At 70.6% G+C, this 23,360-nt stretch carries 20 protein-coding genes; 9 read left to right on the top strand and 11 right to left on the bottom strand.

Features of this window, described 5'->3' with window-relative positions; genetic code table 11:
- Position 1: 1 nt before the first annotated feature.
- The 4 genes from SLW52_RS02000 to sufT form a co-directional block, all read right to left on the bottom strand.
- Positions 2 to 1,693 (bottom strand): S8 family peptidase, encoded by a 1,692-nt coding sequence (locus tag SLW52_RS02000; RefSeq protein ID WP_320739532.1) that lies wholly within the window; start codon positions 1,691 to 1,693, stop codon positions 2 to 4.
- Positions 1,694 to 2,064: 371 nt separating this feature from the next.
- Entirely contained in the window at positions 2,065 to 3,837 is a 1,773-nt protein-coding gene (locus SLW52_RS01995; RefSeq protein WP_152236319.1) for a S8 family peptidase, read from the bottom strand.
- A 577-nt stretch (positions 3,838 to 4,414) separates the two neighbouring features.
- Positions 4,415 to 5,515: a branched-chain amino acid aminotransferase gene (locus tag SLW52_RS01990; protein ID WP_295907724.1), complete on the bottom strand. Its 1,101-nt coding sequence runs from the start codon at positions 5,513 to 5,515 to the stop codon at positions 4,415 to 4,417.
- Positions 5,516 to 5,624: 109 nt separating this feature from the next.
- Positions 5,625 to 6,176 (bottom strand): putative Fe-S cluster assembly protein SufT, encoded by a 552-nt coding sequence (gene sufT / locus SLW52_RS01985; RefSeq protein ID WP_017909071.1) that lies wholly within the window; start codon positions 6,174 to 6,176, stop codon positions 5,625 to 5,627.
- Between the two features lie 105 nt (positions 6,177 to 6,281).
- On the opposite strand from sufT, the gene SLW52_RS01980 reads away from it, so the two are divergent.
- Complete coding sequence (locus tag SLW52_RS01980; RefSeq protein ID WP_150410383.1) at positions 6,282 to 6,701, top strand: hypothetical protein; 420 nt, start codon at positions 6,282 to 6,284, stop codon at positions 6,699 to 6,701.
- A 173-nt stretch (positions 6,702 to 6,874) separates the two neighbouring features.
- Here the strand turns inward: SLW52_RS01980 and SLW52_RS01975 are convergent, their stop codons facing one another.
- Both SLW52_RS01975 and SLW52_RS01970 read right to left on the bottom strand, forming a co-directional pair.
- Positions 6,875 to 8,317, bottom strand: a complete 1,443-nt coding sequence (locus SLW52_RS01975) for an NAD(P)(+) transhydrogenase (Re/Si-specific) subunit beta (protein WP_087963684.1) — start codon at positions 8,315 to 8,317, stop codon at positions 6,875 to 6,877.
- A 131-nt stretch (positions 8,318 to 8,448) separates the two neighbouring features.
- Complete coding sequence (locus tag SLW52_RS01970) at positions 8,449 to 8,760, bottom strand: NAD(P) transhydrogenase subunit alpha (RefSeq protein ID WP_017909519.1); 312 nt, start codon at positions 8,758 to 8,760, stop codon at positions 8,449 to 8,451.
- 164 nt (positions 8,761 to 8,924) lie between these two features.
- On the opposite strand from SLW52_RS01970, the gene SLW52_RS01965 reads away from it, so the two are divergent.
- Genes SLW52_RS01965 through SLW52_RS01955 form a run of 3 tightly spaced genes read left to right on the top strand, consistent with a single transcriptional unit; the run spans position 8,925 to position 10,413 of the window.
- Positions 8,925 to 9,500 (top strand): RNA polymerase sigma factor, encoded by a 576-nt coding sequence (locus SLW52_RS01965; RefSeq protein ID WP_017909518.1) that lies wholly within the window; start codon positions 8,925 to 8,927, stop codon positions 9,498 to 9,500.
- Complete coding sequence (locus SLW52_RS01960) at positions 9,497 to 9,907, top strand: hypothetical protein (RefSeq protein WP_320739536.1); 411 nt, start codon at positions 9,497 to 9,499, stop codon at positions 9,905 to 9,907. The genes SLW52_RS01965 and SLW52_RS01960 overlap by 4 nt, the downstream gene beginning before the upstream one ends.
- A 5-nt stretch (positions 9,908 to 9,912) precedes the next feature.
- Positions 9,913 to 10,413, top strand: coding sequence for a DUF3106 domain-containing protein (locus SLW52_RS01955; RefSeq protein WP_026143493.1), 501 nt, complete (start codon positions 9,913 to 9,915; stop codon positions 10,411 to 10,413).
- A gap of 304 nt (positions 10,414 to 10,717) precedes the next feature.
- Here the strand turns inward: SLW52_RS01955 and SLW52_RS01950 are convergent, their stop codons facing one another.
- From SLW52_RS01950 to SLW52_RS01940, 3 genes are all read right to left on the bottom strand, one after another.
- Complete coding sequence (locus SLW52_RS01950) at positions 10,718 to 11,797, bottom strand: NAD(P) transhydrogenase subunit alpha (protein ID WP_320739538.1); 1,080 nt, start codon at positions 11,795 to 11,797, stop codon at positions 10,718 to 10,720.
- Between the two features lie 539 nt (positions 11,798 to 12,336).
- Positions 12,337 to 14,652 (bottom strand): DUF1631 domain-containing protein, encoded by a 2,316-nt coding sequence (locus tag SLW52_RS01945; protein ID WP_148829886.1) that lies wholly within the window; start codon positions 14,650 to 14,652, stop codon positions 12,337 to 12,339.
- Between the two features lie 223 nt (positions 14,653 to 14,875).
- Positions 14,876 to 17,107 carry a DUF1631 family protein gene (locus SLW52_RS01940; RefSeq protein ID WP_295841865.1) on the bottom strand — a complete coding sequence of 744 codons (2,232 nt, stop codon included), beginning with the start codon at positions 17,105 to 17,107 and terminating at the stop codon, positions 14,876 to 14,878.
- A gap of 155 nt (positions 17,108 to 17,262) precedes the next feature.
- Here SLW52_RS01940 and SLW52_RS01935 point away from each other — a divergent pair, with 155 nt between their 5' ends.
- From SLW52_RS01935 to SLW52_RS01920, 4 genes are all read left to right on the top strand, one after another.
- Positions 17,263 to 17,838 (top strand): nitroreductase, encoded by a 576-nt coding sequence (locus SLW52_RS01935; RefSeq protein WP_267100036.1) that lies wholly within the window; start codon positions 17,263 to 17,265, stop codon positions 17,836 to 17,838.
- Positions 17,835 to 18,758 carry a 5'-3' exonuclease H3TH domain-containing protein gene (locus SLW52_RS01930; protein WP_267102857.1) on the top strand — a complete coding sequence of 308 codons (924 nt, stop codon included), beginning with the start codon at positions 17,835 to 17,837 and terminating at the stop codon, positions 18,756 to 18,758. The genes SLW52_RS01935 and SLW52_RS01930 overlap by 4 nt, the downstream gene beginning before the upstream one ends.
- A gap of 239 nt (positions 18,759 to 18,997) precedes the next feature.
- The gene (locus SLW52_RS01925; RefSeq protein WP_148829884.1) at positions 18,998 to 19,549 is read left to right on the top strand and encodes an NUDIX hydrolase; all 552 of its coding nucleotides are present in this window, start codon (positions 18,998 to 19,000) and stop codon (positions 19,547 to 19,549) included.
- Entirely contained in the window at positions 19,542 to 20,339 is a 798-nt protein-coding gene (locus SLW52_RS01920; RefSeq protein WP_295964490.1) for an N-formylglutamate amidohydrolase, read from the top strand. The genes SLW52_RS01925 and SLW52_RS01920 overlap by 8 nt, the downstream gene beginning before the upstream one ends.
- A gap of 30 nt (positions 20,340 to 20,369) precedes the next feature.
- Here the strand turns inward: SLW52_RS01920 and SLW52_RS01915 are convergent, their stop codons facing one another.
- Positions 20,370 to 21,239 carry a hypothetical protein gene (locus SLW52_RS01915; RefSeq protein WP_320739543.1) on the bottom strand — a complete coding sequence of 290 codons (870 nt, stop codon included), beginning with the start codon at positions 21,237 to 21,239 and terminating at the stop codon, positions 20,370 to 20,372.
- Positions 21,240 to 21,442: 203 nt separating this feature from the next.
- Between SLW52_RS01915 and SLW52_RS01910 the strand changes: the two genes are divergently transcribed.
- On the top strand, positions 21,443 to 22,333 hold the full coding sequence (locus SLW52_RS01910) for a transglutaminase family protein (RefSeq protein ID WP_320739546.1): 891 nt from the start codon (positions 21,443 to 21,445) through the stop codon (positions 22,331 to 22,333).
- 73 nt (positions 22,334 to 22,406) lie between these two features.
- On the opposite strand, the gene pip is transcribed toward SLW52_RS01910, so the two are convergent.
- A complete protein-coding gene (gene pip / locus SLW52_RS01905) occupies positions 22,407 to 23,348 on the bottom strand; it encodes a prolyl aminopeptidase (protein ID WP_267081947.1) in 942 nt (313 codons plus the stop codon).
- Positions 23,349 to 23,360 lie beyond the last annotated feature (12 nt).

The following is a 23,360-nucleotide window of genomic DNA, read 5'->3' as shown; positions in this document are numbered from 1 at the left end:
GTCAGTAACTCGCGGTCGCACTCACGCCCGCCACCGCGGTGACCGCCTTGATCCGCACGTAATAGAGCCCGGCCGGCAAGGTCAGCGTGCATCGCTCGGTGGTACCGGCGGCGACCGACCGGCAACCGTATGCGGTATCGGTCGGCAGGGCGCCCGCGCGCAGGTACAGATCGGCATTGCCGCTGCCGCCGCTCAGGGCCAGCGTCAGCGCCGACGTGCCGGCGGGCACGGTGATCTGGTAGTACAGCGACGTTCCCGCCTTGAGCGACAGATTTGCCATCGGCACGCTACGCACCAGCGTCTGCGCCTTCACTGTCGCCGCCACCGCCGCACCCGCATTGACCAGCCCTGCACCGCAGCCGGCAGTGCACGCCACCGGCAGCGGGCTGGCGGTGGCCTTCAGCCGAGCCTCCAGTTCCGCCGGCGTCAGCGGATTCAGCGCTGCCGACAGCACCAGCGCGGCGACGCCGGCCACGTGCGGCGCCGCCATCGAGGTGCCGCTGTAGGACGCATACGCCGGCGCCCCCGGCCCCAGCGTGCCGGTATTGAGCGTGGACAGGATGCCCTGTCCGGGAGCGGCAATGTCCACGCCCGCCCCATAGTTGGAAAAACTGGCACGGGCGCCGGCGGAGGTGGTCGCGGCCACCGCGATCACGTTCGGACAGTTGGCGGGCACGCTGCCGGCGACATCGCTGTTGCTGTTGCCCGCAGCGACGACGACGCTGGTCCCGCGCGCAACCGCACTCGCGATCGCCCCTGCCATCGTCGGCGAACAGCTTCCGGCGGCACCCAGCGACAGGTTGATGACCTGCGCCGGCGTCGGGTTGGCGGGAACGCCGGCGATGGTGCCGCCGGACGCCCAGACGATGGCGTCGGCGACATCGGAGAGATAACCACCGCATTTACCCAGCACACGCACCGGCAGGAGCTTCGCGTTGAAGGCGACGCCGGCGACACCGGCGGCATTATTGGTGACCGCGGCGATGGTGCCGGCCACATGCGTGCCGTGCCAACTCGAACTCGCCGCCGGCGTACCGGCACCGCAGGTATTGGCGGGATAGCCATCGCCCGGATCGGCGGCGTCACGGTCGCGGCCGCCGCCATCGCCGGCCACCAGGGGATCGCTGATGAAGTCGTAGCCCGGCAACACGTTCGCAGCCAGATCCGGATGTGCGGTGATGCCGGTATCGAGCACTGCGACCACCACGCCCTTGCCCGTCGCCAGATCCCAGGCCGGGCGCACATTGATCGTCGCCGTACCGGTTCCGAACGCCCATTGTTGAGACAGGCCAGGATCGTTCGGGACCAGCAGGGGGCGCAACAGCACATCGACCTCCACGCGCGCGACGGCCGGATCGGCGGCCAGGCGCCGCATCAGCGTCTCCGCCTCGACGCGATCCAGGCTGCGATCGGCGGCGATGACGTCGGCACCGGTCGCCAGGCGCCGCAACGATGCCAGGCCGAGGGCACGGCCGCGCCGGGCCGGCAACATGCGCGCGGCCTCCGCCAGCGGTGCCGCGCGCGAGGCCAGCGCAGGCGCGGCGCCATCGCGATAGGTGACGATGAAACGCTGTGGATTCGGCGTCGTCGCCAGCGCCTGCAATCCGATCTCGCCGGCAGCGGCGGTGCCGGCGGCTGCCAGCAGCAAAAGGCACGCGGCGCTGCGGCGCCGAAGCACGCTGTACTTGAACATGAGACTCCCCCCGGGCTGTACACATGGCGCAGTCGGCCGTCCACCGCGCAGGTTCGAACCTGGCGGTGCAGGCCGCGACCACCGCGTACGCGACAGCCGCAGGACGGTCCTGCACCGCGGATAGCGGCAAAGCGCGGGTTGGGTAGAGGGCGCAAGCGGCGCAATGTGCAGATCTGTGATCGGCGACGAGCCCGGCTGCGGAATGCATCAAGACGACCGGACCAGGGCGGCCGGACGCGGCACAAACAAAAAAGCCCCGCGCCGAAGCGCGGGGCGACCGAGAGTGGCGGCGGCGGCGTCCTGGCCGACCGCTGCGATCCGGCACCGGGAGGTGCGCGGCGGCCATGGCGCGGCCGCCGCGACGGAGTGCCTCAGTAGTCGGCCTTCAGGCTGACACCGGAGAACGTGCTGTACGCCTTCACCCGCACATAGTAGGTGCCGGCCTGCGGGGAGTTGAAGGTGCAGCTCTCGTTGTTGCCGTTCTTGTACGGACGGCAGTCGTAGGCCGAGTCGGTCGGCGCGCTGCCGAAGCGCACGTACAGGTCGGCATCGCCGCTGCCGCCGGAGGTGGTGACCACCAGGCTGCTGGCGCCGGACGGCACCTTGACCGTGTAGTTCAGCGAGGAACCGCTGTTGGCGCTGAGGTTGGTGACCGCCACGCCGTCCTGCAGCTCGTTGCTGCTGCCACCGCCACCGCCACCACCGCTGCTGCCGCCGTTCAACGCCGCGGTGACCGCCGCGTTGGCGTCGAGCAGGCCGGCGCCGCAACCCTGCGAGCAGGAGAAGCTGGCCGCGGTGTTCTTGATGGTGCTTTCCACCTGCGCCGGGGTCAGCGCGGTCGGCGCCACCGACTGCATCAGCGCGACCACACCGGCCACGTGCGGGGTCGCCATCGAGGTGCCGTTGTACGAGGCGTAGCTCGGGTTGCCCGGGGTGGTGGTGCCGTCGTTGAGCGTGGACAGGATGTTCGAGCCCGGCGCGGAGATGTCGATGCCCGCGCCGTAGTTCGAGTAGCTGGCCTTGGCCCGCGACGAGGTGGTCGCCGCCACCGCGATCACGTTGTTGCAGTTGGCCGGCACCGAGCTGGACACGTTGGTCGAGCTGTTGCCCGCCGCCACCACCACCGTGGTGCCGCGGCTGACCGCGCCGTTGATGGCGTTCTGGTAGGTGCTCGAGCAGGTGCCGCTGCCGCCCAGCGACATGTTGATGACTTCGGCCGGGTTCTGGTTGGTCGGCACGCCGCTGACGGTGCCGCCGGAGGCCCAGGTGATCGCATCGGCGATGTCGGAGGTGTAGCCGCCGCACTTGCCGAGCACGCGCACCGGCAGGATCTTGGCCTTGAACGCGGTGCCGGCCACGCCGGTGCCGTTGTTGGTGATCGCGGCGATGGTGCCGGCCACATGGGTGCCGTGCCAGCTGGAATTGGAGGCGGGCGAACCGGAGTAGCACTCGCCGGCAGCGGCCCAGTCGCCTTCGTCGGCCGGGTTGCTGTCGCGGCCGTCGCCGTCGCGCGCCGAATCCGCATCGCTGATGAAGTCGTAGCCCTGCAGGACGTTGGCGTTGAGGTCCGGGTGGCTGGTGATGCCGGTGTCGATCACCGCCACGACCACGCCGTCGCCGCTGGCCTTGTCCCAGGCCGAGCGCACGTTGATGCCGGCGTTGGTGGTGCCGAAGGCCCACTGGTCGCCCAGGCGCGGATCGTTCGGAGTCAGCGCGATGGTCATGCGCTGGTCGACCTCGACGTATTCGACGTTCGGGTCGGCGGCGATCTGCCGCATCAGCGTCTCGGCCTCGGCGCGGTCCAGCGGACGGCTGGCCTTGACCACTTCCGGACCCACCGCCAGGCGGCGCAGGCTGGTCAGGCCGAGCGCGCGGCCGTTCTTGGCCGGCAGCGCGGCGGCGGCCGACTGCAGCGTCGCGCGCAGCGCCGCCGAGGGCGCCGCAGCGGCGGCGGACGCGCTGGAGATGCTGACCGGCGCGGCATCGCGGGTCTTGACGATGAAGCGCTGCACGGTCGGCTCGGAAGACAGGCCGGAGAGGTTCACGTCACCGGCGAAGGCTGGGGTGGCCAACAACAGGGAGGTGAGAGCGGACGCGCCCAGCACGACCAGCCACGGACGCTGGCGCGACCCACGATGCGACATTTCGGACATTCGGACTTCCTTTCGGTTGAGTAGCCGCCTGATGGCGGTGTTCCGCGCCGCACCGGTCCGGTCGAAACCTGAACCTGGCGTGCGTTGCGAGCCCGGTCGGATGGCGTGTTGCCGACCATTCATCGACGCTAGCTCAGTACAAGCGCGTATGGAGCAGGGTGTGACGGAAATCCGTTGTACAAAACGAAGAAATGCAATGAACGTCGATGTCATAAAGAGAGCTACACCTCATTTTTGCTGCGGTGCAGCATGAGAAGACGCCAGACTCGGCAAATCAGGGGCAGATTTTTGGCTCCCGCGCGACACACGGGACAAGAAAAGGAGACAGTGGATACAGACGACAGAGGTCGCCTGCATGGCAGCGCCATACATCGGGACGGACACGGAATGTCCGGGGAGCGGACTCCCGGGAAGGCGCGATGCGGAGGCGGGGCGGCGACACATCGCACGCCCCGGCGCACCAGCGCGGACGTCGCCGGCGATGGTCGACGCTGTCGGACCATGCGCCAAGTGGCATGAGGTCCATTCGCCAGGGCAGCCGACAGCCGCCGCAGCGTTGGCGTTCGGCTCAGCCCAGCCGCACCAGCCAGCCGTGGCGGTCGGCCACGCGGCCGTACTGGATGTCGGTGAGTTCCTGGCGCAGCGACAGCGTCACCGGGCCGGCGGGCGCGGTCAGGTCGCCGACCGCGAAGTCCTTGCCCTTGAGCTGGCCGATCGGGGTCACCACCGCGGCGGTGCCGCAGGCGAACACCTCGGCGATCTCGCCCGAGGCCACGCCGTCGCGCCACTCGTCGATGCACACCTGCCGCTCCACCACCTGCATGCCGCGGTCGCGGGCCAGTTGCAGGATGCTGTCGCGGGTGATGCCTTCCAGGATGCTGCCCGACAGCGCCGGGGTGACCAGGCTGCCGTCGCGCATCACCAGGAACACGTTCATGCCGCCCAGTTCCTCGATGTACTTGCCCTCGACCGGATCGAGGAACAGCACCTGCGAGCAGCCCTGCGCCTGCGCCTGCTGCTGCGGCAGCAGCGAGGCGGCGTAGTTGCCGCCGCACTTGGCCGCGCCGGTGCCGCCCTTAGCGGCGCGCGCGTAGTCGGTGGACAGCCAGATCGCCACCGGCGCCACGCCCTTGGCGAAATAGGCGCCGGCCGGGCTGGCGATGACGTAGTAGCCGGCCTTCTGCGCGGCGCGCACGCCCAGGAAGGCCTCGTTGGCGATCATGAACGGACGGAAATACAGGCTGGTCTCCGGCGCCGACGGCACCCACGCCGCATCCACCGCGATCAGCTGCCGCAGCGATTCCACGAACAGCTCCACCGGCAGCTCCGGCAGCGCCAGGCGCTGCGCCGAGCGCTGCAGGCGCTTGCCGTTGGCCTCCGGGCGGAAGGTCCAGATCGAGCCGTCGGCATGGCGGTAAGCCTTGATGCCTTCAAAGATCTCCTGGCCGTAGTGCAGCACCGAGGCGGCCGGGTCCAGCGCCAGCGGGCCGTAAGCGCGCACTTCGGCGTCGTGCCAGCCCTGCTCGCGGCTCCATTCGATGGCGACCATGTGGTCGGTGAAATAGTTGCCGAAGCCCGGCGCGGCGAGGATCTGCGCGCGCGCCTCGGCGCTGCGCGCGGCGGTGGACGGGGTCAGGCGGAACTGCGTGGACGGCTCGGTAGCGGACACCGGGAATTCCTGTGGTAGTCGAGGGATGGCCAGGGCCGCAGCGTCGTGGCGACGGCAGCGGCGGCGCCCGATCGGGCTCCGTCGCGACGCGCGAGGCGTCGCGCGCGGGTCAGAGCATGCCGGTTTCCAGGCGCGCGGCCTCGGACATCATATGCCGGCCCCACGGCGGATCGAACACCAGCTCGACGTCGGCCTCGGCGATGGTCGGGATCATTTCCAGCTTGCTGCGCACGTCGTCGACCAGGATCTCGCCCATGCCGCAGCCGGGCGCGGTCAGCGTCATCTTGACCTCGACGGTGCGCTGGCCATCCTCGCGCGCATGCATGGTCACGTCGTAGATCAGGCCCAGATCGACGATGTTGAACGGAATCTCGGGGTCGAAGCAGGTGCGCAATTGCTGCCAGATCAGGGCTTCGACCTGCTCGTCGCCGGCGTCCTCGGGCAGCTCCAGCCCCGGCGGCGGCTCCTTGCCGATGGCGTCGCCGTCCTTGCCGGCGATGCGGAACAGATTGCCCTCCACGAACACCGTGTAGCTGCCGCCCAGGGCCTGGGTGATATAGCCGTAGCTGCCGGCGGGCAGGGTCACCGCGTCGCCCTGCGGCACCATCACCGCGGCGCAATCGCGTTCGAATTGGACAGGTTCGCTGCTGCGTGAGTACATGGGGGCGATATGGGGCCAGGCCCCGCCGGTGCAAGTCGTGCAGTTTATCCGAGTGCGCGGGGCGCGCGCCGGAAGTATCCTGTACGCCTTCTCCGGGAACATCGAATGCCACCTTCCTCCACGCCGGCCAGGCCCTCGCACTGGCTGTGGCCCCTGCTGCTCGCCATGGGCTGTTTCACCGCGCTGATCGCCTGGTTGCTGGTGGCGCTGTCGCTGGGTCGCCAGGCCGGCTGGATGGCCGTGGTGGTGGCGCTGGAGATCGCCTGGATGCTGCGTTTGGGCAACCTGCCGCGCGGCCCGCTGCGCATCGCCGTGGCGATGAGCGCCACGGTGCTGGTGATCGTCGCCGCCAACTGGGGTATCGCCGCCGCGCAGATGGGCGCGGGGCTGGGCCTGAACGTCTGGGATTCGTCGCTGAAGATGGGCGCCCACTACGCCTGGACCCTGACCCTGCTGGCCAACAGCCCGGGCGACCTGCTGTGGCTGGGCATCGGCGTGGCCACGGCGTATTTCAGCGCGCGCTGAGCACGGCCGGAGCGCGGCGGACGCCGCTGGGTGGCGATGATGGTTGCCGCCTGATCCCCCCCGATCATCCGCCTTGGCCATGAAGCGCATCGTTTTTGTAGGCGCGCCCGAAGCCGCTCCTGCGCCCTGCGCTCGCTACGTCACTCCTGCCCCGCCACTCCGCCCGCAACGGCTCAATGCCCGCCGCCATCCAGCGCCTTCAGTTCGCTGACCAGGGCGCCGGCCGCCTCGGCGCCGTCGCCGTACAGCATGCGGGTGTTGTCGGCATAGAACAGCGCGTTCTCGATGCCGGCGAAGCCGGTGCCCTTGCCGCGCTTGATGACGATGACGTTCCTGGAATTGACCACGTCCAGGATCGGCATGCCGTAGATCGGGCTGGCCGGGTCGGTCTTGGCCACCGGATTGACCACGTCGTTGGCGCCGATCACCAGCGACACGTCGGTGCTGGCGAACTCGGGGTTGATGTCGTCCATGTCGGCGATCAGGTCGTAGGGCACGCCGGCCTCGGCCAGCAGCACGTTCATGTGTCCGGGCATGCGCCCGGCCACCGGGTGGATCGCGAACTTGACCTTGACCCCGCGCTCGATCAGCCGCTGCGCCAACTCCCAGATCTTGTGCTGCGCCTGCGCGACCGCCATGCCGTAACCGGGCACGATCACCACGCGCTCGGCGTAGGCCATCATCGCCGCCACGTCGCCGGCCTCGATCGGCTTCTGGCTGCCGGCGATCGCCTGCGCCTGGCCGCCGCCGCCGAAGTTGGAGAACAGCACGCCGCGGATCGGCCGGTTCATCGCCTTGGCCATCAGCCGGGTCAGCAGGATGCCGGCCGCGCCGACCATCATGCCGGCGATGATCAGCGCCTCGTTGCCGAGCACGTAGCCCTCGAAGGCCACCGCCAGGCCGGTGAAGGCGTTGTACAGCGAGATCACCACCGGCATGTCGGCGCCGCCGATCGGCAGCGTCATCAGCACGCCCAGGGCCAGCGCCAGCACGAAGAACAGCACGATCGCCAGCGGACTCAGGCTGATCGCGGCCCAGGCGCCCACGCCCAGCATCGCCACGCACACCAGCAGGTTGAACGCCTGCTGCGCGGGGAAGGTGACGCGCTTGTCCAGGCGCCCGTCGAGCTTGGCCCAGGCGATGATCGAGCCGGACAGCGACACCGCACCGATCGCCGAGCCGATCACCGCAAGCGCCAGCGTGGTCGCATCCGGCTGGCGCGCGGCCAGCGCGGCGATCGCGGCCTCGCTCCAGTGCGTGGTATCGCGGCGCATCAGGAACGAGAAGCGCAGCAGCTCCACTGCGCCGATCGCCGCCGCCGAGCCGCCGCCCATGCCGTTGTACAGCGCGACCATCTGCGGCATGTCGGTGATCGCCACCTTCTTGGCGGAGATCCACGCCGCGGCGGTGCCGAGCACGATCGCCAGCACGATCAGCGGCAGGTTGTGCAGACCCGGCAGCAGGAAGGTGGCGGCAGTCGCCAGCAGCATGCCGAAACCGGCCCAGCGGATGCCGCTGCGCGCGGTCCTGGGCGAGGCCATGCGCTGCAGGCCGAGCAGGAACAGGGTGGCGGCGACCAGATAGCTGCTCTTGATCAGGATCGGCAACAGTTCCATCAGCACGCGTGCTCCGAAAAAGGACATCTGCCCGAGTGGCAGAAGGTACGAGAGGACGCCCGGCGCGAGGCCGAGCAGTGCCAGCAGGACGGCCACGGCCAGCGCCGCGGCGGTGCGCCGATGCCGCGCATTCAATCCTTCGCCTTGGTCTTGGAGGCATCCGGCTTGCTGGACTTGAACATGTCCAGCATGCGCTCGGTCACCACATAGCCGCCGGCGGCATTGCCGGCGCCGAGCAGCACCGCGACGAAGCCGATGGCTTTCTCCAGGGTGGTGTCGGCATGCCCCAGCACCACCATCGCGCCGATCAGGACGATGCCGTGGATGAAGTTGGAACCGGACATCAGCGGGGTGTGCAGGATCACCGGCACCCGCGAGATGATCACATGCCCGGCGATGGCCGCCAGCATGAAGATGTACAAGGCCACGAACCCGTCGCTCATCGCACCATTCTCCCGGGCGCCGCGCCCGTCCGCCGCATCATAACCGCGTGCTGAACCGCTGTGCGATGCCGGCATGCGGTTGCGCGAAGGCCGCCAGGCCGGGCCGGTCAACCACGCCCGCCACCGCGCGTTAACCACGGCATCCCCCTGCTGGAAGCTAAGCTGTGCTGGTGAGCACGCCCGCCCTCGCACCGCCATCGACCGATGCCGACACCGAACAGCGTCCGCTGCCGGCGTCGCTGGACGCATTCCTGGCCGAGATCGGGCCGCGCGCGTTCCGCTTCGCCGAAGCCGGACTGCGCCAGCGCGAGGACGCGCTGGACGCGGTGCAGGACGCGATGATCAAGCTGCTGGCCTACCGCGAGCGCCCGGCGCAGGAATGGACGCCGCTGTTCTGGAGCATCCTGCGCCGGCGCATCATCGACCTGCAGCGCCGCCGCACCTTCCGCCTGCGCTTCTGGGCGCCGACCAGCGAGCGTGACGCGGACAGCCCGCCGGACTGGGCCGACGACGGCCCCAATCCGTCCGAGCAGCACGAGCGTCGGCAGACCCATGCGCGGCTGGTGACGGCGCTGCGCGCGCTGCCCGCCCGGCAGCGCGAGGCCTTCACCCTGCGCGTACTGGAAGAGCTGGACGTGGCCACCACCGCACGCGCGATGGGCTGCTCGGAAGGCTCGGTAAAGACCCATCTGTCGCGCGCCCGCGAGGCGCTGCAGAAACATCTGGAGGACGTCCGATGACATCCGATCGCACCCGCCCGGCGGATTTCGACACGCAGATGCGCGCCGTCCACCAGGCCGGCTTGCAGGCCCTGCCCGCGCCGACCCTGGCGCGGCTGCGCGCCGCACGCCAACAGGCCAGCCATGCGCACGCGGCGCCAAGCCGGCGCTGGGGCTGGCTGCTGGCGGCGGTCCCAGCGCTGCTCGGCGCGGCGCTGGGCGTGCATCTGCTGCTGCGCCCCGCACCGTCGATGCCGACCACCACCACCGCCAGCGTCGCCACCGCCACTGCCACGACCGTGGCCGCGACCGCCTCGGTGCGCGCCGGCGCGGCCGCCGACAGCGACCAGGCCGCGACCGCGATGCTCGACGAAAATCCCGACCTGTACCTGTGGCTGGGCTCCGATACCTCGCTGGCAATGGAATGAACCCGATGACTCGCTTGATCCGTCTCTCCCTGGCGCTGACGCTGCTGGCCGGCACTGCCGTCCCGGCGGCCTTCGCCGCCCCGCCCCCGCCCGGGCCGCCGCCACCGCCGAGCGCGGCCGACCGCGACGACGACTCCGGCCCGCCGCTGCCCGACTGGGAACACCTGAGCCCACAGCAGCGAGAACTGCTGATCGCCCCCCTGCGCCAGCGCTGGAACGATGCCCCGCAGCAACGCCGACGCATGTTCGAGCACGCGCAGCGCTGGCAGTCGATGACTCCCGAGCAACGCGACCGCGCACGCAAGGGCGCCCGCCGCTACGAGGACATGACCCCGCAGCAGCGCGAGGAGGCGCGGGTGCTGTTCGAGCGCATGCGCACACTGCCGCCGGACCAGCGCAAGGCGCTGCGCGACCGCTGGGAAGCGATGACGCCGGCGCAACGCGCCGCCTGGATCCGCGCCAATGCCGGCCCGGACAACCTGCCGCCGCCGGATGCTGCCAGGTAAGCGAAACGCGGCGCCGGTTCAAGCCTGATGCGCATGGCGCGCGCGCCCTCGCCTCGTCGTGTGCGGCGCATGGAGTCCAGCGCCGCAGAAATCGCCTCGCAGGAGCGGCTTCAGCCCCCACGGCGTTCCCGGTGAACCCAGTCGCGGCTGGAAGCCGCTCCCACGGGACACTTCCGAAGTCGCGCTCCAGTCGCGACGCGACGTTTTCGGTAGCGCCCGTCGCAGCTGAAGCCGCTCTTGCACGGGCTCACCTTGCCCGAAGATCAGCGCCGCCCGAGCCGGCGCCCAACCATCGCGGCCGCACTCACGCCGTCCAGCGCGTCTTCGCCAGCAGTTCGTCGTTCCAGTCGTAGGCGATCGCGCCGTCCTTCAGGAACAGGGCGACGAAGTTGTAGACGTTGCGTGCGTACATCTCGCTCGCATGCACCGCGCCCATGCTGGCCAGATCCAACGGCCCGGCAATGGTCACGCCGGCGTGTTCGATGGTCTCGCCCGGTCGGGTGAGCTCGCAATTGCCACCGGTCTCGGCGGCCAGATCCACCACCACGCTTCCCGGCTTCATGCCGGCGACCATCGCCGCGCTGAGGATCTTCGGTGCCGGCCGTCCCGGCACCGCGGCGGTGCACACCACCACGTCGATGCCCTTCAGGTGCTCGGCCAGGCGACGCTGCTGCTCCGCGCGCTCGTCGTCGGTGAGTTGCCGCGCGTAGCCGCCCTCGCCAGCGGCGCTGACCCCGAGATCGAGAAACTTGCCGCCCAGCGATTCGATCTGCTCGCGGGTTTCCGGGCGCACGTCGAAGCCCTCCACCTGCGCACCCAGGCGCTTGGCGGTGGCGATGGCCTGCAGGCCGGCCACGCCGGCGCCGACGATCAGCACCTTGGAGGGGCGGATGGTGCCGGCCGCGGTGGTCAGCATCGGGAAGAAACGCGGCGCCAGCTGCGCGGCGATCAGGGTCGCCTTGTAGCCGGCCATGCCGGCCTGCGAGCTGAGCACGTCCATCGCCTGCGCGCGGGTGGTGCGCGGCAGCCGTTCCAGCGGAAAGGCGACCAGTTGCCGCGCCTGCAGCGCCGCCGCGCGCGCCGGATCGGCCTGCGGCTGCAGGATGCCGACCACGCCGGCGCCCTCCTTGAGCTGCTGCAGCGCCACCGCCGGCAGCGGCTGCACGCACAGCACCAGATCCGCCTGCGCCGGGCTGTCGGGATCGGCCAGGCTGGCGCCGGCGGCCAGGTAGGCCACATCGACGAAGCCGGCCGACACGCCGGCCTGCGGCTCGACCCGCACCTGCGCGCCCAGGGCGACCAGTTTCTTGACCGTCTCCGGCGTCGCCGCCACGCGGCGTTCGCCCTGCGCCGATTCCTTCACCACCAGCACCTGCACTGCCATGCGATTCCCCGTGCCTTGCCTGTCGTCCGCGCCGATCCTACAGCGTCCGCACGCCAGGTGGAGGCGTCGCGCACGCCAAGTGCGCGTCAGCGACCGGGCGCGTTGGCGCCCCCGACCCGAGGGCGCCCGCCGCACGCCGCCTCGGCGAAGGCGTGTTCTCCGCCGGGGCGGTCAGGGGCATGGCCAGGTCGGGAAGGGTGCGGGGTGCGAGGAACCCCTGCATCGCCGGCAAGCGATCGCCAACGCGGGTCAGGCGCAGGCGCGGCGTCAGCCGCGACCGGCAGCGCGAGGAAACCCGGTCGCGGCGGAGGAGACCGCCTGATCCAGCCAAGGCCGACAGACAGGAAACGGCGTCAGCCGCGAATGGGGCTCCGAGTAAAGCCCCCCGCGACTGCCCCCCTACGGTCGCGATGGCATAGCGACCAACGGCCGCCGGAACGCGTCGCTGGTGATGCGCTGACGCCGCCGATACGTACAGCCGAGCAGCACGCGACACGTGCAACGCCACGGCGGCGATCGCCCGCGCCGCCGCGGTGCTCTCAGTGCAAGGTCGCGCTATGCGGATCGAGACGGTCGATGACGCCCTGCATGGCGCTGTCGAAGGCGCCGTCGTCCACGTGCGCGCGCAGCCGGCCCAGCCGCACCATCACCGCCAGTTCTTCCGGCGAGGCCACGCAGAAGCGCACGCCGCGCCGGTTGACGAACAGCAGGCGCGACGAGATCGGGCTCACCCACGACAGCTTGCCGGCCTGCATCTTGCCGTCGCGGTCGACGAAATCCAGCCAGGTGCCGATCTGCATCGTGCGGAAGCGGTCGGCATCGGCGTTGTCGAAATCGTCCATGGTCTGCGGCGGCGCCACGTCCACCGGTTGCGCCTCCTGCACCGGCGGCTGCGGCAGCGCCACCTGCGGCAGTTCCGGCAGCGGCCGCTCCAGTTCGGGGCGCAGCTCGGCCACTGCCTGCAGCGTGTCGTGCAGCGCGTCGATCGCGGCCGTGGCCGCCTCGGCATGCAGGCCAACGCTGGCGAAGACCCGCTGCAGCGCGCCCTGCCAGGCCTGCAGCCAGGGCTTGCCGACGATGTGCCGCTGCGCCTCGGCGGCTTCCTCGAGCAGGCCGTCGGCCAGCGCCAGCGCATCGCGCACGCCGGGGCCGCCCTCGCCTTCGCGCAGCATCGCCATGGTCAGGTGGTGCTGCCACGGCTGCCGCAGGAAATCCTGCAACGCCTGCGGCAATTGCCGGCCCTGCAGGCGCACCTGCAGTTCGGCCTCGGCGCGCTGCCGCGCCAGTTCCAGCTTCTCCTGGCCGCGCTGGGTCTCGGCGGCGCGGCGCTCGGCGATCTCGATGCGTCGGCGGTGCTGCACCAGGAAATCGCGGAATTCCTCTTCCAGGGTCAGGAAGATCGCCAGGTTCTCGTTGAACTCGGCCACCAGCCGGTCGATGATCTCCTCGACCTTGCCCATCAGCACGCGCTCGGCCTGGCTCTCGCCGGTGTTGCCCTCGCAGGCCTCGGCCAGCGAATTGAGCAGGCGCCGCGCCGGATGGGTCTTCTGCACGAACATGCGCCGGTCCAGCAATGCGACCTTGACGAACGGCACCACCAGCCGGCCGATCAATTCGCGCGAGCGGCCCTCCAGGTCGCGCTCGTCCAGCATCACGTCGAACAGCATGCCGACCAGGTCGATCGCATCCTCGTCGACCGGATCCAGCCGTGCGTGCGCCGGGTCCACGCCGAACTGGGTGGCGTTGGACAGCACCTCGCTCTTGAGCCGCTGCGCAAGCGACTCGCTGTCGTCGCCGATCGCCGCGCGCAGCGTCGCGCTGGGCGTGGCCTGCAGCAGCGACAGCACCGACATCATCTCGCGCTGGCTCAGCGGGCGTTGCTGGCCGACCGCCGCGGTCGCCGCGGAGGTGGCGCTCTCGCGCGCGTTGCGGGTCTGCTGCAACAGTTCGTGCAACGCCTCCAGCAACACGCCCTGACTACCGCCGGGCAGGCGCGCCTCGCCGTCGTCGTAGCGCTCGCCGGCCTGCAGGCTGCCGCGGCGCTCGGCCCAGCGGTTGACGAAGCGGTTGGCCCAGGCCGGCGCGTAGTGCTCTTCGTCCTCGCCCAGCTCGGCACCGACGCCATCCCCGGCAGCGCCTGCCTCGCGCGGCGGGCGCTGCTCCGGCGGCGGTGCGCGCCGCGGCGGCGGCGGCGGTCGCGGCCGCGAGATCTCCGGCATGATCCCGGCCTGGGCGAGGCTGTCGTCCAGGTCCTGGTAGAGCTTGCCGACCCCGGCGGTGAAGTCGCGTTCGCACAGCTTGATCAGCACCAGCCGCACTTCCGGGGCCAGGTCGCTGGTGGAGAACGCGGCATGCACGGCCACGCCGATGTGTTCGGGGCCGATCGGGTTGGTGTCCGCATCCAGCTCCAGGCCGCCGGCGATCCAGCCCAGGCGCCGGTCGATGCGGGTCAGCACCGGCTTCCATTCGCGCAGCAGCACGCTGGCGAGGTTGCGTACCGCCAGCCGCGATTCAAGCTCGTGTTCGGAGATCAGGCTCAGGCCCTGCCCGTAGCCGGCCAGGGCGACTTCGGCCGAGAGCGGCGCGCCGGCCTCCAGCGCTTCCCAGGCGGTATGCAGCTGGGCGCGGAAGCGCGCGGCGATCTCGTCGCGACGACGGCGCAGTTCGCGCATGCCGTCGAGGAACAGCAACTGCGACGCGCCGGCACTCTCGGCGCGATCGAACAGCACGTCGTCGAAATGCGCCAGCGCCGCGGCGAAGGCCTGGCCCAGCACTGGCAGCATGCCCTCGCGCGCCTGCGTCAACAGGCGCGGGTCACGCGCCGGGTGTGCGTGCGGGCTGGGGCTGAAACTCATGCGCGACGGCTCCGCGCCATGGACGGCGCCAGATAGAAGGAAGGTGGAAGACGATCGGACGCGGCCCCTGTTTCCGCTCCTGCATGGTAGGCAAGGTGTCTGAACAGCGACCGTGATGCGCTGCGCATTTCTGGCTCCAGAACGTGACCTCGTGCAGGATCGTAGGCATGGAAGGCGTCACTACGGCGGCAATGCGGCATGAATACGGCACGCCCGTCGAGGATCAGGCCGCCACCGCCACCCGTTCCAGGCGGTCGACCACGCCCTGCATGGCGCTGTAGAAGGCATCGTCGTCGCGATGCAGGCGCAGCCGGTCCAGCCGCGCCATCACTGCCAGCGCCTCGGCCGAGGCGACGCACAGCCGCCCGCCGCGGCGGTTGACGAACAGCAGGCGCGCCGAGATCGGGCTCACCCAGGTCAGTTTGCCGGGCTGCACGCGGCCTTCGCGGTCGACGAAGTCCAGCCAGGTCCCCAGCGGCAGGGTACGGAAGTAATCGGCGGTGATGTGGTCGAAATCGGTGGCCTGGACCGGTTCCGGCAGTGCCGGCACGGTCTCGGCGGCGGGCGGCTCGGGCACGTCCACGCCCGTCGCCGGCAGCGCGGCCTGCAGCGGCCGCGCGTGCGCCAGGTCGTCCAGCGCCGTGTGCAGGGCCTGCCAGGCGGCTTCGGCCGCCGCGGCGTCCAGGCCGACGCTGGTCCACAGCCGGGTCAGCTCGGCATGTTGCGGCTGCAGCCAGCCTTCTACCGGCACCGCACCGTTCTGGGCTTGGCGGCACTGCGCCAGCACCGCATCGCCCAGCGCCAGCGCCGCGGCGAGCGCGCTGCCCTGACCGTCGTCGCGCAAGGCCGACTGCTGCACGTACTGGCACCAGGACTGGCGCAGGAAGGCCTCGATGGGAAGCGGCACGGTCAGGTCGTCGCCGGCCTGTTGCAGCAGATCGTGCAGGGCCTGCGCGGCGCGCTGCCGGGCGACCTCGCGGCGCTCCTCCGCCCGTTGCAGTTCGGCCGCGCGGCGCTCGGCGATCTCCACCCGGCGCCGGTACTGCTCGTAGGCGCTGCCGAACTCGGCCTCCAGCGCCAGGAACACCGCCAGGTGCTCGTCGAAATCGCGCACCACCCGCTCCACCGCCGCCTGCGCCTGCGCCAGCAGCGCCTGCTCCGGGCCGGTGCTGCCGGCATTGCCGTCGCAGGCGTCGGCGAGCAGATTGAGCAGGCGCCGCGCCGGATGCCCGTCGCGCACGAACAGGCGGCCGTCGATCAGCGCCACCTTGGCCATCGGCACCAGCATCTGCCCCAGCAGTTCGCGCTGCGCGGGTTGCAGCACGCATTCCTCCAGCATCACATCGAACAGCAGGCCGACCAGATCCAGGGTGTCGGCATCGGCCGGATCCAGGCAGGTGCTGGCCGGGTCCAGGCCGAGCGAGGCGCCGATACCGGCGATCTGCCGGCGCAGGCCCAGCGCCAGCGGGCCGCCGTGTTCGCCGACGACGGCGAACCCGGCCAACGGCATGGTCTGCAGCAAAGACAGCACCGACAGCAGCTCGCGCGGCGACAGGCAGCGCCGGCCGTCGCCCGGGCCCGCGTCCGGCTGCGCCTCGTGCAGCAGCGCGCGCAGCGCCGGCGGCAGCACCTCCTGCTCGTTGCGCGCGTGCGCGTCCAGGGCGCGTGCGGCGCGGCGCTGCGCCGCCGACAGCGGCGCGGCGGTGTCCCAGTTCTCGAAGAAGCGGCTGATCCAGTCCGGCGCCGCCTCGTCCTCGCTCGCGCCCAGGCGCGGGATGCCGCGGCGGCGCGGGCGCCCGCTCGGCAGCGCGCGGGCGCGCGCGACCTCGTTCAGGCGCTGCTCCAGTTGCGCATACAGTTCGCCGACGCGCTCCTGCAGTTCCTGCTCGCAGATCTTGACGATCGCCAATTGCACCTGCGGCGCCAGCACCAGCCCGTGCAGCGCCGCATACACCGCCGCGCCCACGTGCTCGGGGCCGAACGGGTTGTTGTCGGCATCGATGCGCTGGCCGCCGGCGATGAAGCCGAGGAATCGGTTCAGCCGCATCAGCTCCGGCCGCCAGCGGTGCTGGATCGCCCCGGCCAGGTTGCGCACCGCCAGGCGCACGTCCAGTTCCTGTTCCGAGACCAGGCTGAGGTCGCCGCGCTCGCGCGCCAGGCTGCGCTCCACCGACAGCGGGCGGCCGGCTTCCAGCGCCTGCCAGGCCTGGGCCAGGTGCGCGCGGAAGCGCGCGGCGATCGGCTCGCGCTGCTGGCGCAGCAACTGGATCGCCTCGAAATAATCGTTCTGGGTCGGCCCGGCGCGCTCGGCCATGCGGAACAGCGCTTCGGCCAGCACATCCAGCACCTCGCCGAAAGCGCCGGCGAGCGGAACCGACACCACATCCCGGACCTGATCGAGCAGATCCGCGTTGCGGCTGGGCGACAACTCTTCAGCGTATTCAGCAAGGGTCATGGCAGTGTGATACGCAGGCAGCAGTGAGACCGACGTCAATTCGGAAGCTAGCGGCAGATCAGCAACTCAACGCGATTGTCCGTGTAACTGCGGCATCCGCTGCCGCCTGCGAGCGCCCGACTATAATTCCGCGCCCGCCCCACAGAATCGAGACTATGCGCACAATTCATTCGCTGCAAGCGCTGGATGCGCGCCGTTCAGTGCCATCCAAGCAGCTGGGCGAGCCGGGACCGGACGCGGAGACGCTGCTGGCCATGCTGCAGTCGGCGGTGCGTGTCCCCGATCACGGAAAGCTGGTGCCGTTCCGCTTCCTGCGCATCGCCGGCCCGGCGCGTCAGGCGTTGGGCGACATCCTCGCCGCGCGCACCCTGCAGCGTGATCCCGGCGCGGCGCCGGCAGCGGTGGAGAAGGATCGCGAACGCTTCGCGCATGCGCCGGTGGTGATCGCGGTCATCGCCTGCCTGCAGCGCGGACACAAGGTGCCGGAGATCGAACAGTGGATGACCGCCGGCTCGGTGTGCTTCGCGCTGCTGCAGGCCGCGCAGGCCTACGGCTTCGGCGCGCAGTGGCTGACCGGCTGGATGGCCTATGACGAAACGGTGACCGCGCGGCTGGGCCTGGCCGAGCACGAGCATGTCGCCGGCTTCATCCACATCGGCACCGCCCGCCTCGACGTGCCGGAGCGCGAGCGGCCGGACCCACGCGCGCTGCTCAGCGACTGGACGCCGTGAACGCAGGCCTGCCCCTGTCGCGGCCGCTGTACCTGGTCGACGCCAGCCTTTACGTGTTTCGCGCCTGGCATTCGATTCCCGACGAGTTCCAGGACGCGCAGGGCTGGCCGACCAATGCGGTGCACGGCTTCGCCCGCTTCCTGCTCGACCTGCTCGAGCGCGAGCGCCCGCAGCACATCGTGATCGCCTTCGACGAAGCGCTGGACAGCTGTTTCCGGCATCGTCTGTACGCCGCCTACAAGGCCAATCGCGCGCCGGCGCCGGACGCGCTGCGCCGCCAGTTCGCGCACTGCAAGGCGCTGTGCGCAGCCCTGGGCCTGGGCGTGCTGGCGCACCACGACTACGAGGCCGACGACCTGATCGGCAGCGCCCTGCACAGCGCCCGCGGCAATGGCTTCCACGGCGTGATCGTCTCCGCCGACAAGGATCTGTCGCAGCTGCTGTTGGAGTTCGACGAACAATGGGACTACGGCCGCGGCCAGCGCTGGGGCGCGGCCGGGGTCAAGGCGCGCCACGGCGTGCATGCGCACCAGATTGCCGACTATCTGGCGCTGACCGGCGATGCGATCGACAACATCCCCGGCGTCACCGGCATCGGCGCCAAGTCGGCGGCGATCCTGCTGGCGCATTTCGGCGACCTGGACACGCTGCTGGCGCGGGTCGACGAAGTGGCGTTCCTGCGCCTGCGCGGCGCCGCGCAGATGGCCGTACGCCTGCGCGAGCAGCGCGAGCACGCGCTGCTGTGGCGGCAGCTGACCACCATCGCCCTGGACGCGCCGCTGCACACGGCCACCGTGAATTTCGCCCGCGGCGCGGCCGATGCCGACATGCTGCACGGCCTGTGCGAGGCGCTGCGCTTCGGGCCGCTGACCCGACGCCGCCTGCTGCAGGCGGCCGGCCTGGAGTTTGTGGCCGGCTGAGCGCTGGCCTTCGCCACGGGCAGGCGATGCCGCTGCCCGAAGCAGGCACGCCCTCGCACGCGCTGTGCCGGTTGCACCGTGCCGTCGCGACCGGCGCCGAGCGACTCGCGCGCCGCCAGCGACCCCGGGCACGACCTGGCGCGCATAAAAAACACAACGCACGTTCTACACTGCACCGCATCGCCGGACCGCGCCGTGCGCGACCGCGCCCTCTTCCTCCGCCATCTTGCGAGCTGCCCATGCCCCGCCACGATTCCCCGCCCCGCGTCGTCTACGAAGGCAAGTACCAGCGCATGGTCGTGCGCGGCACCTGGGAGTATTCCGAGCGCGTGCACGCCGGCGGCCTGGCCGCGATCATCGTGGCGGTCACGCCGGACGACGAGGTGCTGTTCGTCGAACAGTTCCGCGTGCCGCTGCAGGCGCGCACCATCGAGATGCCGGCCGGACTGGTCGGCGACATCGATGCCGGCGAATCGATCGAGGTGTCGGCGGTGCGCGAACTGGAAGAGGAAACCGGCTGGACCGCCGAGCACGCCGAGGTGCTGCTGATCGGCCCGACCTCGGCCGGCGCCAGCAACGAGAAGATCGCCTTCGTGCGCGCCAGCGGCCTGCGCAAGGTCGGCAACGGCGGCGGCGACGCCAGCGAGGACATCACCGTGCATTCGGTGCCGCGCTCGCGCGCCGCCGCGTGGCTGGTGCAGAAGATGGGTGAAGGCTACGCATTGGATGCGAAGCTGTGGGCGGGGCTGTGGATGATCGAACACGAACTCGACGGCACGCCGCGTGGCTGAGGGTCTCAGCCACGCATTGCCGCCGCTGCTGGGCGCGGACGACCCGGCGGTGTTCAGCATCCACCGACCACACGGTACATCGCCGTTCGTGCTGCTGGCGGATCACGCGGGACAGGCAGTGCCGCGCGCGTTGCACGGCCTCGGCCTGGCGCAGTCGGAACTGGATCGGCACATCGGCTGGGACATCGGGATCGCCGGCACCACCCGCGCGCTGTCCGCGCTGCTCGACGCCTGGGCGATCGAACAGACCTATTCGCGGCTGCTGATCGACTGCAATCGCCCGCTGGCCTCGCCGACGCTGATTCCGCCGGTCAGCGACCACACCGTGGTGCCGGGCAATGCCGGGCCCACGGCGGCGCAGCGGCAGCAGCGCATCGACGCCGTGCATGCGCCCTACCACGCGCGCATCGCCGCCGAACTGGACGCGCGCCGCGCCGCCGCGCGCCCCACCCTGCTGGTGATGATGCACAGCTTCACCCCGGTGATGGACGGCGTGCCGCGGCCCTGGCATGCCGGCGTGCTCTACCACCGCGACACCCGCTTCGCCCACGCGCTGCTGCAGGCGTTGCGCTCGGAAGACGACCTGCTGGTCGGCGACAACGCGCCATACGCGGTCAGCGACAGCAGCGACTACGCGGTGCCCGTGCACGGCGAAGGCCGCGGCCTGCCGCATGTGGAACTGGAGATCCGCCAGGACCTGATCGCCGATGCCGCCGGCCAGCAGGCCTGGGCGCAGCGGCTGGCGCGGATCTTCACCAGGCTGCAGCCGCAGTTGCTGGCGCTGGGCTGAGTAACGCCGACGCCCTTCCCGCACCACGCCTCATGCCAGCGTCGGCACTGGCATCCACGGAAACGCCTTGTAGCCCTGCACCTGCAGCGGAACGCCGAGTGCGGCGAAATCGGCCGCGATCGCCGCGGCACGAAGACGATCCAATGCCTCGCCCACGGTCAGCGACCCGGCGCGACAGGCGGCCAACGCCTGGCCGATCGGCCAGTCCAGCAGGTGCGCGACCTGCTGCGCTATCGGCTTGACGCATTCGGGCGGACAGCGCGCAAGCACCAGATCGAACGAGGCAAAGACGCCTGCACCGACGCCAACCCCGCGCGCCGCCTCCCAAGCGTCCTCGTCCGCCTCGCCGAGCGCCTCGTCCACACCCTCGACCTGCAGGAACGCGTCGTACTCCGCGTAGTAGGCCAACGCCTGCGCGTAGTCGTATAACGTCGACAGCGGGCGTTGCCGCTTCTGCACGTCGAGCACGTCGGCGAACGTCGCCGGTTCCAGGTAGGGCGCCAAGCCCAGCGCGCGCGCCGCCGCGGGCGGTGTGTCATCGTCGCCGATTGCAGTGGCTTCGTCGGGCGGCAACCAGAAGCGCGCCTGCAGCGGATCCTCGCCGGTGGCATGCACCCAGCCGAACGCCTCGTGCACGTGGCCGTCGTCGTTGCAGGCGGCAAAGGCATCCAGCGTCTCACGCAAGGTCAATAGCGGAATCATACGTCGTCGGGCAGGCAGCGCGCGGCAGCGCAGTCTACGGCAGGTGTGCGGACGCTGAAGGAGAATGAAGCCTGCGAGACCGGAGCGAGACGTCGCTGGACATCGCCTGGCGTGTCGATCCGCGACCCCGTTCGACGACGACCGCTCGCCCGCACCCAAGCAGTCCGCGACCGGCAGCGCCGCCGCGATGCGCCCCAAGTGCAGCGGTACGCGGCTGGCGCAGCGGCGCCCGCGATCCGCAACGCCCGGTTGCCCCTGCGGCCGTTCGGCATGCACTGGCCACGACGCCGCTCAGCATGCTGAAGCGGCTGCCGCCCGCCTTCACACTAAGCTGAGTGTCTCCTGCGCACGCTCGGGCTGGACCGGTCCGCACCGGAAACCCGCCCCGCATCGGACCCCACATGCTCATCCGCCTCGGTTACGAAATCCGCTACCGGTTCGCGCAAGCGACGCCGATGCTGGCGATGCTGGACATCCACGACAGCCGCCGCGACGACATCGTTGCCGCCACCGCCTTGCACAGCGTGCCGGCGCTGCCGTTGCACCGTTATCGCGATGGCTTCGGCAACCGCTGCACGCGCCTGCAGGCGCCCGCCGGCACGCTGACCCTGCGTGCCGATGCGGTGGTGCGCGACAGCGGACTGCCGGACCAGTACCGCTACGACGCCGCGCAGACGCCGGTGGAGCAGTTGCCCGACGACGCCCTGGTGTACCTGCTCGGCAGCCGCTACTGCGAGACCGACCTGCTCAGTGGCATGGTCTGGGAGCTGTTCGGCGGCACGCCGCCCGGCTGGGCACGGGTACAGGCGATCTGCGACTACGTGCATACGCGCATCGCCTTCGGCTATGCCCATGCCTGCGCCACCAAGAGCGCCGCGCAGGCGCTGCAGGAAGGGCGCGGCGTGTGCCGCGACTTCGCGCATGCGGCGATCGCGCTGTGCCGCTGCATGAACATCCCGGCGCGCTACTGCACCGGCTATCTGGGCGACATCGGCGTCCCGGTCTCGGACGCACCGATGGATTTTTCCGGCTGGTTCGAAGCCTTCCTCGACGGGCGCTGGTACACCTTCGATGCACGCCACAACGTGCCGCGCATCGGCCGGGTGCTGATCGCGCGCGGCCGCGACGCCGCCGACGTGGCGATCAGCACCACCTTCGGCGACAACGTACTCGAATCGTTCGTGGTGTGGACCGACGAGACCAAGCAGGCACAGCTCGACACGCGCCCCTGCGCAGCGGCCGGCGCCATCACCGCCGCCGGATGCGAACCCGGCAACGCGCTGGCCTGCTGAATCATTGCAGTGGACGGTGCCGCCATGCGCAGCACCGCCCTTCCGTGAACGTGCTACGCAGCCGCGGGCGGACTCAGGCGAAGCCGTCGGTGGCGCGCACCAACGCGTCGACGTTCTCGGGCTCGAACGCGGAATGGCCGGAGGCCGGGGTGATCTGCAGCGTCGCCTTCGGCCAGGCCTTGGCCAGATCCCAGGCGTTGGCCAGCGGGCAGACCACGTCGTAGCGGCCGTGCACGATCACCCCCGGGATGTCGGCGATGCGGTGCGCGTCGCGCAGCAACTGGTCCTCGACCTCGAAGAAGCCGCCGTTGACGAAGTAGTGGTTCTCGATGCGGGCGAAGGCCAGCGCGAAGTGCGGGTCCTCGTGGCTGTCGACGAAATCGGCATCCACGTGCAGGAAGCTGGTCGCGCCTTCCCACACGCTCCAGGCCTTGGCCGCGGCCAGGCGGGTCGCCTCGTCGTCGCTGGTCAGGCGCCGGTGGAAGGCGGAGATCAGGTCGGCGCGCTCCACCGCCGGGATCGCCGCGACGTAGTGCTCCCAGGCATCGGGGAACAGGCGGCTGGCGCCTTCCTGGTAGAACCACTCCAGTTCCCAGCGACGCAGCATGAAGATGCCGCGCAGCACCAGTTCGGTGACGCGCTCCGGATGGCTCTGCGCGTAGGCCAGCGCCAGGGTCGAGCCCCAGCTGCCGCCGAACACCTGCCAGCGGTCGATGCCCAGGTGCGTGCGCAGCCGCTCGATATCGGCGACCAGGTCCCAGGTGGTGTTGTCGACGAGGTCGGCATGCGGCGTGGAGCGGCCGGAGCCGCGCTGGTCGAACAGCACGATGCGGTACTTGGCCGGATCGTGGAAGCGGCGCATCTTGGCGTTGCAGCCGCCGCCGGGACCGCCATGCAGCAGCACCACCGGCTTGCCGTGCGGATTGCCGCACTGTTCGTAGGACAGGGTATGCCGTGCGTCCACCGGCAACATGCCGCTGTCGAACGGCTCGATCTCGGGATACAGCGTGCGCATGGCGACTCCTGC

Source organism: Xanthomonas sp. LF02-5 (assembly GCF_034105325.1).
GTDB classification, from domain to species: domain Bacteria; phylum Pseudomonadota; class Gammaproteobacteria; order Xanthomonadales; family Xanthomonadaceae; genus Xanthomonas_A; species Xanthomonas_A sontii.
The sequence above is the reverse complement of the archived record's forward strand: the minus strand, read 5'-3'. Positions and strand labels throughout refer to the sequence as shown.